This window comes from Micromonospora echinospora, assembly GCF_014203425.1.
Lineage (GTDB): Bacteria > Actinomycetota > Actinomycetes > Mycobacteriales > Micromonosporaceae > Micromonospora > Micromonospora echinospora_A.
Genome location: NZ_JACHJC010000001.1, coordinates 2,451,095 through 2,464,749, shown reverse-complemented (window position 1 = coordinate 2,464,749; position 13,655 = coordinate 2,451,095). Strand labels below are relative to the sequence as shown.

Genomic DNA, 13,655 nt, shown 5'->3' with positions numbered 1-13,655 from the left:
GTTCCTCTCAGACGGTGGTGACGTCGACGCGCCAGGTGGAGAAGCGACGTTCCCCGGCGACGAGGAGCTGGTTGACCACCAGCCCGATGGCGGAGATGGTGATGATCCCGGCGTACATGTCGGGGATCGCGAAGTTGTACTGCGCGTAGTTCACGAGGTAGCCGAGCCCGGCCTTCGCGCCGACCATCTCGGCGGCGACGAGCACCAGGATCGAGTACGCCCCGGCGAGCCGGACGCCGGTGAACACCGTGGGCACGGCCGCCGGCAGGATCACCTTCTGGAACAGCCGCAGGTGGTTCAGCCCCATCGAGCGGGCCGAGCGGATCAGCAGCGGGTCGACGCCCTTCACGCCGGCGATGGTGTTGAGCAGGATCGGCCAGGAGCAGGCGTAGACCACCAGGGCGATCTTCGAGGTCTCACCGAGCCCGAGGATGAGCACGAAGACCGGCAGCAGTGCCAGCGCGGCGGTGTTGCGGAACACCTCCAGCAGCGGGCTGAGCAGGTCCGCGAGCGGCCGGTACCAGCCGATCAGCAGGCCGAGCGGAATGGCGGTGACCACCGCGAGCGCCAAGCCGGTGAGCGACCGGGTTCCGCTGGCGCCGACGTGGTCGGCGAGCTGCCCGCTGCGCAGCAGTTCCCACCAGGCGGCGAGCACCTCGGACAGCGGCGGCAGGAAGACCCGGTCGACCAGCCCGGCGCGGGGCGCGGTCTCCCAGATCGCGGCCAGCGTCAGCAGCGCGGCGCTGCGGTGCAGCGCCCGGCCGCCGAGGCCGAGCAGGCGTCCGGGCCGGCGGGGCGCGACGGCCGGGGCGGGTGGGGCGGCCACCGGCCGGGCCGGCGGTGCGGCGACGTCAACCAACGCGGGCCTCCTCGCGTACGGCGGACTGCGCGGCGCGGACCTCGTCGCGCAGCAGCGTCCAGATCTGGTGCCGGTGGTGGCGGAACGCGTCGGTGGAGCGGACGTCCTCCTCGGCCTCCCGGTCGCCCAGCTCGATGTCGATGACCTGCTTGATCCGGCCGGGCCGGGACGTCATCACGGCGACCCGCTGACCGAGGTGCACGGCTTCGTCGATGCCGTGCGTGATGAACACGACGGTCTTGCCGGTGGCCTGCCAGATCCGCACCAGCTCGTCCTGGAGCGAGTCGCGGGTCTGCGCGTCCAGCGCGGCGAACGGCTCGTCCATCAGCAGCACGTCCGGGTCGTACGCGAGACTGCGGGCGATGGCGACGCGCTGCTTCATGCCGCCGGACAGCTCGTGCGGGTAGCGGTCGGCGAAGCCGGTCAGCCCGACCAGGTCGAGGTGGTACGCGACCAGGTCGGCGCGCTCGGCGCGGGGCAGGCCCTTGGCCTCCAGTCCGAACGCGACGTTGCCGGCGGCGGTGCGCCAGGGCAGCAGCGCGTACTGCTGGAAGACGATGCCCCGGTCCAGGCCCGGCCCGGTGACCGGGCGGCTGTCGACGAGCACCTGCCCGGCCGTCGGGGTGGCCAGCCCGCCGAGCAGGTCGAGCAGGGTGGACTTGCCGCAGCCGCTGGGGCCGACGACGACGAGGAACTCGCCGGGGCGTACCCCGAGGGTGAGGTTGTCGAGCGCGGTGACCGCGCCGCCGCCACGCCGGCCCGGGAAGACCTTGCGCACCCGGTCGAAGCGGATTTTGTCGGTGCTCATGCGCCACCGCCGGTGGCCGCGGCGGCGTTGAACCGGTTGGTGTAGAGGTCGGACGGCTTCGGCCGCTCGCCCTTGAGCTCGCCGGAGTCGGCCAGCCAGTCGATCCAGGTGGCGAACTCCCGGTCGGTGATGAGGCCGCCGGTCCCGGCGACGCCGCTGGACTTCCAGTACTCCACGAGCGTGGTGTCCTCGTTGCGCCCGCGCTTGGCGATGATCGCCTTGAGCCGGGCCACCACCGTCTCGCGCGGCTGGGTGCGCGCCCACTCGATCGCCTTGCCCACCGCGGTGACGAACGTCCGGACGGTGTCCGGGTTACGGGTGAGGAAGTCGTCGCGGAAGACGTAGCTGCCGGCGCTGAACGCGCCGAGCAGTTCGTAGTCGGTGAAGACGGTGCGGATGCCGCCGTTCGCGACCGCCTTGTCGCGGATCACGCCGCCGAGCACGGCGACGTCGATCTGCCGGGCGCGCAGCGACTGCTCGGTGTTCACCGGCGGCAGCGCGACCAGCTCGACCTTGCCGATCTCGGCGGCGGTGAGGCCACCCCGGGCCAGCCAGGTACGCAGGACGGCCTCGGCGTGCGCGCCGAGCGTGTTCATGCCGACCCGCTTGCCGATCAGGTCACGCGGGCCGCGGATCGGGCTGTCGTCGAGCACGTAATAGCCCTGGAACGTCTGCGCGTCGGAGCCGTAGTAGCTGACGACTGCGGTGATCGGGGCGTTCGCGGCCTGGAGCTTGACGATCGCGCCGTTGAACGCGCCGCCGAAGTCGCTCTGGCCGGTGGCGGTGGCCTGGATGTCGGCCGGGCCGCCGGTGACGTTGCCGATCCAGTCGAGCGTGACGTCGCCGAGGTAGCCGAGGTCGGCGGCGAGTTCGGGGAGGGTCACCTGGCCGACCGAACCCTGGTAGCGCAGTTCCTTGGTCTGTGCGCCGTCGGCGGCGTCGGCGCCGCACGCGGTGGCGGTGGTGAGGGCGAGCAGGGCGACGGCGGCGGTGAGGGCACGCCGCGGTGATCGGGTCGAGGGCATGGCGGAGTCTCCTGATCTGTCCACGATGCGGTGGAGGGGGCCCGCGCGGGGCCGGGGAGCACGCCGTACCGCGCCGGGCCACGATGCGCCGGCTGCGGGAACGGACGGGCGGAGAGGGAACGACGAGCGCTCGGCTCAACAGAGCGCGCTCGCGTGCCGGACCAGGTCGACGTGCACGCGAGCGGTGAGGAGAAGCTCGTCCCGCTGCGACATGCCCTCATGCTGCCGACCGTTCTCCACGCCGGTCAATGCCCTTCCATTCAGTGAGACTTTCATCGCTGGCTTTGCTACGACCCGCCTCCACCAGCATTTACGACTCCTTAACACCTACCCGTTGGATAGAGATTTTGCCGGGCGGCAGCCCCACCGTCCAGAGCGGACCGGGCAGGGTTTCGCGAATCGTCGATCCGGGCATGTTCGATGCCGCGAAGGCATGCAGACGACTGCAGAGGCAGGGAGACGAAGGAGGCACCCCCGATGGGCGTCCAGTTCCGCAAGCGTAAGAAGTACGGGCCGCTGATCCTCCACTTCACCCAGAACGGCTTCTCGTCGTGGAGCATCAAGATCGGCCGCTGGTCCTGGAACTCGAACACCCGCGCCCACCGCGTGGACCTTCCGGGACCGCTGTCGTGGAAGCAGGACAAGAGCCCGTCCTGACACCCGGACGTGAATCGGGGCGCCGGCGGCTGGCCGGCGCCCCGATCGTCGTCCGTACCGGCTTTTCCGGTTCCGCCGACCACGGCGCCCCGGCGACCGGAGAATCGCCGCATGGCGGACCTGTCCCTGCGGCGGATGCGACGGCGGGCCGTGGCGGCCTGCCTGCTCATGCTCGTCGGCTACTTCCTGGTGCCGGTCGCGGCCGACCCGAACGGCCTGCGGCTGTTCCTGCGCTCGGCGGGCACCGTGGTGCTGGTGGCCGTGATCGCGTTCCTGGTCACCGGCCAGGTCCGCCGACAGCTCGTCAAGGACCAGCCGACCGGCCGGGACGAGGATCGCGCGCTGACCCGGCTCGCGGTCGCGCTGATCGCCGGGCTGCTGGTCTTCGCACTCGGCGACTACGTGGTGGCGAACACCCGGCCTGGTGAGTTCGTCGGTCTGCGGACCCGGGTCGACGCGCTCTACTTCGCGCTGGCGACGCTCACCACTGTCGGCTACGGCGACGTGCACGCCGAGGGGCAGATCGCCCGGGTGGCGGTGTGCGCGCAGATGGTGTTCAGCATCGGTGTGGTCGCCACCGGAGCGTCGATAGTGGTCAAGCAGATGACCCAGCGTGCGGGACGGCGCTGATCAGCACGTCCCCGCCGAGCCGGCCGTGCTCGGGATCGCGGGTCACCGCGCCGGAGGCGAGCAGCGAGGCCAGCGCCCGGTTGGCGTCGGCGGCCCGGTAGACGGTCGCCGTGGTGGCGAAGCGGCGCAGCTCGGTGACCGGGCGCGGACCGGAGCGGGCCAGCTCGGCCAGCAGCTCGCGGCGCAGCGGGCCGGGCTCCGGGTCGAGCGAGATGTCGAGCAGCCGTCCCTGCGGGTCGGCCGGGTCGCGGTAGCGCACCCCGGCGTACTCGTCGACCGCCCAGAGCGCCTCCTTGACCGTCTCCAGCCCTCGGTCGGAGCCGGTGGCGTAGCCGAGCAGCCGGGCCGGGCCGTCTCCTTCGGGCACCAGCTCGACCTCGGTGGCGAGCGGGAACCCGGCGGCGCTCAGCGCCGGACGTAGCGACCGGCCGGGCGTGGTGACCAGCAGCAGCTCGGCCGGGCGGCCGGACGCGGCGGCGGCCAGCAGGGCCGGGTCCGGCTCGGCACCGTCGGCCACTGTGAGCAGCGGCGCGCCGGCCGCGCCCGCGGCCTTGAGCGCCACCGGCAGCCGGTCCGGCCCGCCGGGCACCAGGTGCACGGCGACGTCGGCCGGCAGCGCGGCCTCGGCCGCGCCGAGCCGCACCGCCAGGTCGGTGCCGTCGTCGGCCACCACCAGCACGGTCAGCCGCCGCCCCCGCAGCCGGTCGGCGAACTCGGCCACCACCCGCAACGCCTCCTCCGCCCCGGTGGCGTCACCTCCGGCGTACGCGAGCGCGAGCGTGGCCCGCCGCGCCCGGTGCAGCGCGGCGGGGAGCCAGTGGTCGAGCTGGCGGACGAGCAGCTCGCGCAGGACGGCGTCGGTCGACATGGTGCGTTTCTACCGCACGGCGCGGCGGCCCGGCCGTGAACCCCGCTCAGACCGGGACGGAGATGCCCACGCCGCCGCGGGTCTGCCCGCCGTAGCGCTGCCGCTCGCGGTCCAGGTCGAGCCGCCCGATGCGGGTACGCGCGGCGAGCGCGGCGTCGTCGAGCAGGTCGGCCGGGACGATCCAGACGATCTCGAACTCCAGCCCGTCCGGGTCGCGGCCGTAGAGGCTCTTGGTGGTGCCGTGGTCGGACGCGCCGACCAGCGCCCCGGCAGCGGCCAGCCGCTCGGCGGTGGCCCTCAACTCGTCGAGCGTGTCCAGTTCCCAGGCCAGGTGGTAGAGGCCGACGGTGGCCCGTCCGGCCTGGGACGCCCCGGCCGCCGCGCCGATCTCGAACAGGCCGAGGTCGTGGTCGTTGGTGGAGTCGGGCGCCTGGAGGAACGCGGCGCCGCGGAAGCCCTCGGGCGTCATCGGGACCCGGCGGAAGCCCAGCACGTCGCGGTAGAAGGCGACGCTGCGCTCCAGGTCACTGACGTAGAGGACGGCGTGGTTGAGTCGGTGGATGCCCATGCCACCGACCGTACCCGGGTTTTGTTGAGCGTTCAACTATTGCCGCTATGATGGGCGTCATGACCCGGTGGCTGACCCCCGACGAGCAGCGGACCTGGCGCGCCTTCCTGACCGCCTCCCGGGCGCTGACGGACGCGCTCGACCGCGAACTGCAACGCGACGCGGGCATGCCGCACGCCTACTACGAGATCCTGGTCCGCCTCTCCGAGGCCCCGGACCGGCGGCTGCGGATGAGCGAGCTGGCCGAGCTCACCGGCTCCTCGCGCAGCCGGCTCTCGCACGCCGCCGCCCGGCTGGAGGCGTCCGGGTGGATCCGCCGCGAGGACTGCCCCACCGACCGGCGCGGGCAGATCGCCGTGCTCACCGACGAGGGCTTCGCCACCCTGGCCGCCGCCGCGCCCGGCCACGTCGAGGGGGTACGCCGGCACCTGTTCGACGCGCTCAGCCCGGCCCAGGTCGACCAGCTCCGCCGGATCAGCGAGACGCTCGCCGACCACTTGACGGATTCGGGACCAAACTGATCCACTCCGGGTCTTGTACATACCGTCGCCGGACGAGCACGATGGGGCGTGTCCTCCGGCTTCGCTGACCTGACCGTCCAGGCGCACCAACTGGTGTCCGAAGGCGACCTCACCGGCGCGGAGCGGCTGCTCGCCGACGCGCTCAGCGACGCCGATCCCCGCCCCGGCAACGCCTCCCCCGAACTGGCCGAGGCGGCCGGCCTCCAGGCCCGGGTGCTCGTCGCGCTCGGCGAGCCGCACTCCGCCCGCGGCTGGGCGGCGTTCGCGTACGCGGCGGCCACCCGGCTGCACGGCCGCTCCGACGAGCGCACCGTCACCGCCGCCGCGACGCTCGCCGCGGTGCTGCACCGGGTCGGCAGCGACGCCCGGGCCGCCCGGCTCTACTCCGACGTCATCATCGAGCTGACCGCCCGCGACGGCCCGGAGTCGCAGCGGGTGCTCGCCGCGCACGCCGACCTGGCCACCGTGGAGTTCGCGCGCGGCCAGTGCGAGGTGGCCCGCGATCGGTTGCAGGACGCCTGGGAGTTGCACCACGAGGTATACGGCGACGGCCATCCCAGCGGCATCAAGATGCTGGCGAAGCTCGGCGCGATGGAACGCGACTGCGGCCGGTACGCCGACTCGCACGAGCACCTGACGCTCGCCGAGGAGCTGTGTCGCCAGCACCTGGACCCCGACGACCCGCTCGCCGCCCAGGTGGCGGGGCTGGCCCGCGCCGCCGCCGACCCGGACCACGTCTGCCCCGCGCCCACGCCCGCTCCCGAGCCGCCGCCCGCGCGCACCACGCCGGTGGTGCCCGCCGCGCGGGTCCCCCCGCCCGCCGAAGGGCCGCACGACCTGCCGCCGTACAGCCCGCCCGCGCTGGACGAACCGGTCGACACGCCGCTCTACCACCCGCCCGGCCGGGCCGCCGAGGCCGCGCACGTGCCGACGCCGCGTACCGCGCCCGAGGACGACGCCGACGGGTTCGGCGACTACCCGTGGCCGCCCGACGAGCCGGCCGAGCAGCCGTGGCGCCCCGGCGCGGACCCGCTGCCGCCCACAGTGGTCGGGCTCGCCGGCGACGAGCCGGACGGCGTACGCCGGGTGCCGCAGGCGCCGCCCGAGCCGCCGTCGCGCTACCTGCCGGTGCACGTGCCCCGGCCACCGGCCGCCGAGCGGCGCACGCTGCCCTGGCTGCCGCTCGTGGTGCTCGGCGTGGTGGTGGCGCTGCTGCTGGGCACCATCGCGGTGATCGCCGGGGTGTCCCGGGTGGACGACGGCCGCGACGCCCCGCCACCGGCCACCGGCGCGCCCGCGTCCAGCGCGCCGCCGCCGACCTCCGCCGCTCCCGCGCCCACCACGGCGGCAGCCGCCGCGCCGGGCACCCCACCCGGGAGGTTCACGCTCACCGACCGGCGCGACAGCATCGTGCTGAGCTGGACGTACCCGCCCGGGGCGGAAGGACCGGTGGTGGTCGCCGGAGGCCGGGCCGGGCAGCCGCAGGGCACTTTCGCCACGCTGCCCGCCGGCTCGGCCGACTACATCGCCTACGGGCTCGACCGCACCACCGACTACTGCTTCACCGTCGCGCTCGTGTGGTCCACCGACACCGTCGCCCGCAGCGGCCCGGTCTGCACCAAGCGCCGCCGCTGACCGCTCACTCCGCGTCCGGCTCGGCCAGCGCGGGCAGTCGTACCGTCGCCCGCAGTCCCGGCGCGGCGGCGCCCGGCGTCGCGTCGGTCAGCTCCACCGCGCCGCCGGCCCGGCGCACCAGCTCGCGCACGATGGCCAGGCCGAGACCCGCGCCGCCCGCGTCGCGGGCCCGCGCGTCGTCCAGCCGGGTGAACCGTGCGAACACCCGCTCCCGGTCCGCCGCCGGGATGCCCGGCCCGTCGTCGGTCACCGTGACCAGGTGGTACGCCCCGTCCGGGCCGGACACGGCCAGGTCCACCCCGGTACGCGCGTGCCGCAGCGCGTTGTCCACCAGGTTCACCAGCACCCGGCGCAGCTCCCCCGCGTCCCCCTCGACCCACAGCGGCCCGTCCGGAAGCGTCAGCCGCAGCGGCGGGGACGGATAGCGGGCCGCCACCGCGCGCAGCAGCTCGCCCAGCTCCACCGGGCCCACCGGCGCCGGCCGGGCGTCCTGCTCGTCCAGGCGGGCCAGCAGCAGCAGGTCGTCCACCAGGCGGCTGAGCCGCTCGGTGTCGGCGAGCAGGTCGTCGGCGACCGCCGGCCAGTCGGTGTCGTCGCCGAGACGCCGCGCCACCTCCAGCTCGGTACGCATGTTCGTCAGCGGGCTGCGCAACTCGTGCGCGGCGTCGGCGACGAACGCCCGCTGCCGGTCCCGGGACGCGGCCAGCCGGTCCAGCATGTCGTTGAGCGTGACCGCGAGCCGGTGGATCTCGTCCTGCCCCGCCGGCACCGGGAGCCGCTCCGCCCCGGCCCGCCCGGTGATCTCGGCGGCGCCGCTGCGCAACTGCTCGACCGGTCGCAACGTCGCGCCCACCACCCGCCAGGCCACCACGCCGAGCCCGGCCACCAGCAGCGGGAAGCCCACCAGCAGCAGGTTGCGCACCACGCGCAGGCTGTGCCGTACGTCGGTGAGCGACTTGGCGACGAGCACCGTACGCGGCTCCTGCGGCGTGCCGGCCGGCACCGTGACCACCCGGACCGGGCCGGGCATGCCGACGCGCCGCCCGTCCACCACCAGCCGCTGCCGCTGCCCGGGCCGCAGGTCGCCGGGGCCGAGCATCGGCACGAGGCGGTCCGCGTCGATCGACGCGGCTCGGATCCGGCCCTGCGCGTCGACCACCTGCACCCGCAGCTGCCCGCCGGCGACCGGCAGCGGGTCCGGCAGCGCGTCCTCGGCCGTCAGCAGCGCCACCGCGTCGGCGGTGCGCAGCGCCTCCTCGTCGACCGAGCGCTGCAACGTCCAGCCCAACGCGCCGACCAGCAGCGTCCCGCCGAACGCGAACCCGACCGCCAGCCCCAGCACGCCGAGCGCGAGCAGCCGGGCCCGCAGGCCGAGGCGTGGCAGCGGGCCGCGTACCCAGCTCACGTGGCCAGCCGGTAGCCCGCGCCGCGTACCGTCTCCAGCCGTTCCCGGCCGATCTTGCGGCGCAGGTAGCCGACGTAGACCTCCACCGCGTTCGGGGCGGTGTCGACCGAGGCGTCCCAGACGTGGTCCAGCAGCTCGGTCTTGGAGACCACCTCGCCGGGGCGGCGCATCAGGTAGTCCAGCAGCGCGTACTCGCGGCTGGTGAGCACGACCTCGGCGTCGGCCCGGGTGACCCGGCGGCGGGCCGGGTCCAGGCGCAGGTCGCCGACGGTGAGCACGGCCGGCCGGCGGGGCGCGCCGCGGCGCAGCAGCGCCCGCAGCCGGGCCAGCAGCACCACGTACGAGAAGGGTTTGGTCAGGTAGTCGTCGGCGCCGCAGTCCAGGCCGTCTGCCTGGTCGTACTCGCCGTCCTTGGCCGAGAGCATCAGCACCGGCAGCCAGCGCTGCTCGGCGCGTAGCCGGCGCACCACCTCGTAGCCGGACAGGCCGGGCAGCATGACGTCGAGGATCATCGCGTCGTACTCGCCGTGCCGGGCCGCGTCCAGCCCGGCCGGGCCGGTGGCCGCCACGTCCACCGCGAAACCCTCTGCCGACAGGCCCCGGCGCAGCGCCGCCGCGAGCCGCGTCTCGTCCTCCACCACCAGCAATCGCACCGGTCCAGGGTGCCACCATGGGGTCACCCGTAGGGGATCTCCTCAGCGTGGTCACAGCGACCATCGCGCAGCATGGTGCGCAGGAGGTGCACACTATGTCCGTGATGAAGAACCGCGCCGTGCTGCGCTGGCTGGTCCCGGTGACCGCGGGGGTCGCCGTGATCGGCGGTGGCGCCGCCGTCGGCACGTTCGCCGCCGGCGCCGACCCGGCGCTGCCGCCGCGCAGCGCCGCCCAGCTCCTGGAAGACCTGCGCACGTCCCGCCTGGACGGGCTCTCCGGCACCGTGGTGCAGCGCGCCGACCTCGGCCTGCCGCCGATCGCCGCGCTCGCCGGCCGGGCCGCCGGCAACGACCTGGCCGGCCTGGTGTCCGGTACGCACACGCTGCGCGTCTGGTACGGCGGCGAGGACCGGCAGCGGATCGCCCTGGTCGACACGCTCGGCGAGCAGGACATCCTGCGCAACGGGCGGGACGTCTGGACCTGGAACAGCCGGGAGAACACCGCGACGCACCGGACGCTGCCGGCCGACGCCCCGGACCGGGCCACCGTGCCGGCCACCCCGGCCGACGCCACCGACCGGGCGCTGGAGGCGATCGACCCGACCACGGCAGTCACCGTCGGCCGCACCGCGACGGTGGCCGGGCGCAACGCGTACGAGCTGGTGCTCACCCCGCGCGACAAGGCCTCACTGGTGCACCAGGTACGGATCGCGCTCGACGCGAAGGAGCACGTGCCGCTGCGCCTGCAGGTGCTCGCCGACGGCCAGGACGAGCCCGCGTTCCAGGTGGCGTTCACCCAGGTCGACTTCCGCACGCCGGAGGCCGACCAGTTCCGGTTCAACCCGCCGCCCGGCGTGAAGGTCACCGAGGCCGCCGAGGGCGAGCGGCCCGGACCGGCGGGCAAGCGGTTCGACCGGAAGGACGCCGAGAAGCCGGACGTGCGTACCGTCGGCACCGGGTGGACCACCGTGGTGGTCGCCAAGATCGGCGACGCGGCGCCGGGCGGCGACGCCAAGCCCGGCGCGAAGCCCGGCGCGGACGCGCCGGACGCGCAGATGCTGGCCGGCGTGCTCGGTGACCTGCCCAAGGTCAGCGGCGACTGGGGCAGCGGCCGGCTGCTCAGCGGCAAGCTGTTCAGCGTGCTGCTCACCGACGACGGCCGGGTGATCGCCGGCCTGGTCACGCCGGAGCGGCTCTACCAGGCGGCAAAGGGCTGAGACATGCCGTATTCGGGGCTCGGCCGGCGGACGCCGACCGGGCCCCGAGTCGTGTCCGGGCTTGGTCGGGTGGCGGTCGACGCGCTATCTTTCTCAGTTCAGGCACAAAAAAGGAATGGCTTCTGAATGCCATTCCTGCGGCAATTTTAGTCAATGAGGAGCCGGATTGTCAACGCACTCCGACGTGTCGGCTGACCTGCGCCAGGACGACGAGATCGGCCGCGAGCAGGAATACGTCTCGATGCTGTACGACCGGCTGGACGGCATGCGGGAACAGGCCGCCCGGCGGCTCGACGAGGAGTTGCGCCACACCGGCGGCACGCAGCAGGCCCGCTCGCAGCGCGACTCGACAGTCGCGATGTACGCCGACCAGGTCGAGCAGTTCTCCGCCGTGGAGAGCGGTCTCTGCTTCGGCCGCCTCGACGGCGACGACGGCGCGGCCCGCTACATCGGCCGGATCGGGATCTTCGACTCCTCCGGCGACTACGACCCGCTGCTGATGGACTGGCGCGCCCCGGCCGCCCGGCCGTTCTACCTGGCCACCGCCGCCAACCCGCAGGGCGTACGCCGCCGCCGTCACCTGCGCACCCGCGACCGGAAGGTGACCGGGCTCAACGACGAGGTGCTGGACATCGCCGCCGCCTCCCCCACCGCCCACGAGGAGCTGACCGGCGAGGCGTCGCTGCTCGCCGCGCTCAACGCCGGGCGTACCGGCCGGATGCGCGACATCGTCGAGACCATCCAGGCCGAGCAGGACCGGATCATCCGCGCCGACCTGCCCGGCGTGATGGTGGTGCAGGGCGGGCCGGGCACCGGCAAGACCGCTGTGGCGCTGCACCGGGCCGCATACCTGCTCTACACCCACCGCCAGCAGCTCTCCACCCGCGGTGTGCTGCTGGTCGGCCCGAACGCCACGTTCCTGCGCTACATCTCCCAGGTGCTGCCCACGCTGGCCGAGACCGGCGTGCTGCTGCGTACCCAGGCCGACCTGTTCCCCGGCGTGCACGCCCGCCGCGCGGAGCCGGCCACCACCGCGGCGCTCAAAGGCCGCGCGGTGCTCGCCGACGTGCTCGCCGCGGCCGTCCGCGACCGGCAGTGGGTGCCGGACGAGCCGGTCACCATCGAACTGCCGCAGCGGGAGCTGCTGACGCTCGACCCGGAGACCGTGCGCCAGGCCCGCGACCGGGTACGCCGTACCGGCCGCCCGCACAACCTGGCCCGCGCCCTGTTCGACGTGGAGATCGTGCACGCGCTCGCCGACCAGGTGGCCGAGCGGATCGGCGCCGACCCGCTGGGCGGGGAGAACCTGCTCTCCGAGGCCGACCGCGCGGAGATCCGCCGCGAACTGCGCGAGGAACCGGAGATCGGGGCCGCGCTGGACGAGCTGTGGCCGGTGCTCACCCCGCAACGCCTGCTCGCCGACCTGTACGCCTCGCCGGAGCGGATCGCCGCCGCCGCGCCGATGCTCACCGACGCCGAGCGGGCCGCGCTGCACCGCGAGCCCGGCGGGTGGACGCCCGCCGACGTGCCGCTGCTGGACGAGGCCGCCGAACTGCTCGGCGAGGACGAGCGCGCCGCCGTGGCGCGCCGGGAACGCATCCGGGCGATGGAACGCGAGTACGCCGAGGGCGTGCTGGAGATCTGGCGCGGCTCCCGCTCCATCGACGTGGAGGACGAAGCCGACGGCGGTGAGATCCTCGGCGTGACCGACCTGATCGACGCCGACCGGCTCTCCGAGCGGCAGGAGGAGTCCGACCGGCTCACCACCGCTCAGCGGGCCGCCGCCGACCGCACCTGGGCGTTCGGGCACGTGATCGTGGACGAGGCGCAGGAGCTGTCGCCCATGGCGTGGCGGCTGCTGATGCGCCGCTGCCCCAGCCGGTCCATGACGATCGTCGGGGACGTGGCACAGACCGGCGCGCTCGCGGGCACGCCCTCGTGGGGCGAGGCGCTGGCGCCGTACGTGGCGGACCGGTGGCGGCTGGAGGAGCTGACCGTCAGCTACCGCACCCCGGCCGAGATCATGGCCGTCGCCGCCGACGTGCTGGCCGAGATCGACCCGGCGCTGCGGCCACCCCGCTCGGTACGCGCCACCGGCGTACCGCCCTGGGACCGGACCGTACCGGCGGACCGGCTCGTGACCGAGCTGGTCGAGGCCACCGCCCGGGAGGCCACGTCGCTCGGTGACGGGCGGCTCGGCGTGCTGGTGCCGACCGGGCGGGTGAGCGAGCTGGGCGGCGCGGTCGTGGCGGCGCTGCCGGAGGCGACAGTGGGCGAACAGCCCGAGCTGGCGAACCGGGTGGTGGTGCTGACCACCGAGCAGGCCAAGGGCCTGGAGTTCGACTCGGTGCTGGTGGTCGACCCGGCCCGCATCGTGTCCGAGTCCCCACGAGGTCACAGCGACCTCTACGTGGCTCTGACAAGAGCCACCCAGCGCCTGGGCATCCTCCGCACCCCCTAACCCCCTTCCCTTCCCCTCTGCCCCGTTGATCATGAAGTTGGCGGCATTGTCGATCTCGATATCGGCCGCCAACTTCATGATCGACCGGGTTGAGCACGTGCTGCCTCATGTCCCACGGTGTCCGCCCTCCCTGCTCCGCGATCATGGAGTTGCGGCCCCGGAAAGAGCTACCAAACGGACATTCTTCGGGGCGGAGTGCAAGATCGGCGAGTGCGGGCTTGGGGTGGGCTGGGGTGGCGCGTGTTCAGCCGGCCTGTTTCGCGCCGGTTCGCCGAAGTGGCGGGCACGTGCACCAGATCGGCGAAGTTGCTACATCACGACCGCCCTGACCACACCACTTCCCCGAAG

The 13,655-nt window shown here is 74.0% G+C and carries 14 protein-coding genes; 6 read left to right on the top strand and 8 right to left on the bottom strand.

Annotated elements, in window-relative coordinates; genetic code table 11:
- Window positions 1-7: 7 nt before the first annotated feature.
- The 4 genes from FHU28_RS11685 to FHU28_RS33050 form a co-directional block, all read right to left on the bottom strand.
- Window positions 8-859 carry an ABC transporter permease gene (locus FHU28_RS11685; protein WP_221453174.1) on the bottom strand — a complete coding sequence of 284 codons (852 nt, stop codon included), beginning with the start codon at window positions 857-859 and terminating at the stop codon, window positions 8-10.
- The gene (locus FHU28_RS11680) at window positions 852-1,667 is read right to left on the bottom strand and encodes an ABC transporter ATP-binding protein (protein WP_184683624.1); all 816 of its coding nucleotides are present in this window, start codon (window positions 1,665-1,667) and stop codon (window positions 852-854) included. The genes FHU28_RS11685 and FHU28_RS11680 overlap by 8 nt, the downstream gene beginning before the upstream one ends.
- Window positions 1,664-2,692, bottom strand: coding sequence for an ABC transporter substrate-binding protein (locus tag FHU28_RS11675; protein WP_116508939.1), 1,029 nt, complete (start codon window positions 2,690-2,692; stop codon window positions 1,664-1,666). The genes FHU28_RS11680 and FHU28_RS11675 overlap by 4 nt, the downstream gene beginning before the upstream one ends.
- 135 nt (window positions 2,693-2,827) lie before the next feature.
- Entirely contained in the window at window positions 2,828-2,932 is a 105-nt protein-coding gene (locus FHU28_RS33050) for a putative leader peptide (protein ID WP_311773696.1), read from the bottom strand.
- A 237-nt stretch (window positions 2,933-3,169) separates the two neighbouring features.
- Between FHU28_RS33050 and FHU28_RS11670 the strand changes: the two genes are divergently transcribed.
- Both FHU28_RS11670 and FHU28_RS11665 read left to right on the top strand, forming a co-directional pair.
- The gene (locus FHU28_RS11670; protein WP_116508937.1) at window positions 3,170-3,349 is read left to right on the top strand and encodes a DUF4236 domain-containing protein; all 180 of its coding nucleotides are present in this window, start codon (window positions 3,170-3,172) and stop codon (window positions 3,347-3,349) included.
- A 111-nt stretch (window positions 3,350-3,460) separates the two neighbouring features.
- Entirely contained in the window at window positions 3,461-3,979 is a 519-nt protein-coding gene (locus tag FHU28_RS11665) for a potassium channel family protein (protein ID WP_184683622.1), read from the top strand.
- On the opposite strand, the gene FHU28_RS11660 is transcribed toward FHU28_RS11665, so the two are convergent.
- A complete protein-coding gene (locus FHU28_RS11660) occupies window positions 3,945-4,847 on the bottom strand; it encodes a hypothetical protein (RefSeq protein WP_116508935.1) in 903 nt (300 codons plus the stop codon). The genes FHU28_RS11665 and FHU28_RS11660 overlap by 35 nt on opposite strands.
- A gap of 46 nt (window positions 4,848-4,893) precedes the next feature.
- On the bottom strand, window positions 4,894-5,415 hold the full coding sequence (locus tag FHU28_RS11655; RefSeq protein ID WP_116508933.1) for a VOC family protein: 522 nt from the start codon (window positions 5,413-5,415) through the stop codon (window positions 4,894-4,896).
- A 50-nt stretch (window positions 5,416-5,465) separates the two neighbouring features.
- Between FHU28_RS11655 and FHU28_RS11650 the strand changes: the two genes are divergently transcribed.
- On the top strand, window positions 5,466-5,936 hold the full coding sequence (locus FHU28_RS11650) for a MarR family winged helix-turn-helix transcriptional regulator (RefSeq protein ID WP_116511726.1): 471 nt from the start codon (window positions 5,466-5,468) through the stop codon (window positions 5,934-5,936).
- Window positions 5,937-5,984: 48 nt separating this feature from the next.
- A complete protein-coding gene (locus FHU28_RS11645; protein ID WP_184683620.1) occupies window positions 5,985-7,571 on the top strand; it encodes a tetratricopeptide repeat protein in 1,587 nt (528 codons plus the stop codon).
- Between the two features lie 4 nt (window positions 7,572-7,575).
- Here FHU28_RS11645 and FHU28_RS11640 read toward each other — a convergent pair whose 3' ends face one another.
- Both FHU28_RS11640 and FHU28_RS11635 read right to left on the bottom strand, forming a co-directional pair.
- On the bottom strand, window positions 7,576-8,976 hold the full coding sequence (locus FHU28_RS11640; protein ID WP_184683618.1) for a sensor histidine kinase: 1,401 nt from the start codon (window positions 8,974-8,976) through the stop codon (window positions 7,576-7,578).
- Window positions 8,973-9,629 carry a response regulator transcription factor gene (locus tag FHU28_RS11635; protein WP_184683616.1) on the bottom strand — a complete coding sequence of 219 codons (657 nt, stop codon included), beginning with the start codon at window positions 9,627-9,629 and terminating at the stop codon, window positions 8,973-8,975. Before FHU28_RS11635 ends, FHU28_RS11640 begins: the two co-directional genes overlap by 4 nt.
- Before the next feature lie 95 nt (window positions 9,630-9,724).
- Between FHU28_RS11635 and FHU28_RS11630 the strand changes: the two genes are divergently transcribed.
- Window positions 9,725-10,846: a LolA family protein gene (locus FHU28_RS11630; RefSeq protein ID WP_184683613.1), complete on the top strand. Its 1,122-nt coding sequence runs from the start codon at window positions 9,725-9,727 to the stop codon at window positions 10,844-10,846.
- A gap of 241 nt (window positions 10,847-11,087) precedes the next feature.
- Entirely contained in the window at window positions 11,088-13,307 is a 2,220-nt protein-coding gene (locus FHU28_RS11625; protein WP_260413403.1) for a HelD family protein, read from the top strand.
- Window positions 13,308-13,655 lie beyond the last annotated feature (348 nt).

Bases quoted from the DNA above. Each gene is read 5' to 3' on its own strand.
- FHU28_RS11630 (WP_184683613.1), top strand. From the start codon at position 9,725: ATGTCCGTGATGAAGAACCGCGCCGTGCTGCGCTGGCTGGTCCCGGTG.
- FHU28_RS11665 (WP_184683622.1), top strand. From the start codon at position 3,461: ATGGCGGACCTGTCCCTGCGGCGGATGCGACGGCGGGCCGTGGCGGCC.
- FHU28_RS11625 (WP_260413403.1), top strand. From the start codon at position 11,088: ATGCTGTACGACCGGCTGGACGGCATGCGGGAACAGGCCGCCCGGCGG.
- FHU28_RS11660 (WP_116508935.1), bottom strand. From the start codon at position 4,847: ATGTCGACCGACGCCGTCCTGCGCGAGCTGCTCGTCCGCCAGCTCGAC.
- FHU28_RS11670 (WP_116508937.1), top strand. From the start codon at position 3,170: ATGGGCGTCCAGTTCCGCAAGCGTAAGAAGTACGGGCCGCTGATCCTC.
- FHU28_RS11675 (WP_116508939.1), bottom strand. From the start codon at position 2,692: ATGCCCTCGACCCGATCACCGCGGCGTGCCCTCACCGCCGCCGTCGCC.
- FHU28_RS11650 (WP_116511726.1), top strand. From the start codon at position 5,466: ATGGGCGTCATGACCCGGTGGCTGACCCCCGACGAGCAGCGGACCTGG.
- FHU28_RS11680 (WP_184683624.1), bottom strand. From the start codon at position 1,667: ATGAGCACCGACAAAATCCGCTTCGACCGGGTGCGCAAGGTCTTCCCG.
- FHU28_RS11655 (WP_116508933.1), bottom strand. From the start codon at position 5,415: ATGGGCATCCACCGACTCAACCACGCCGTCCTCTACGTCAGTGACCTG.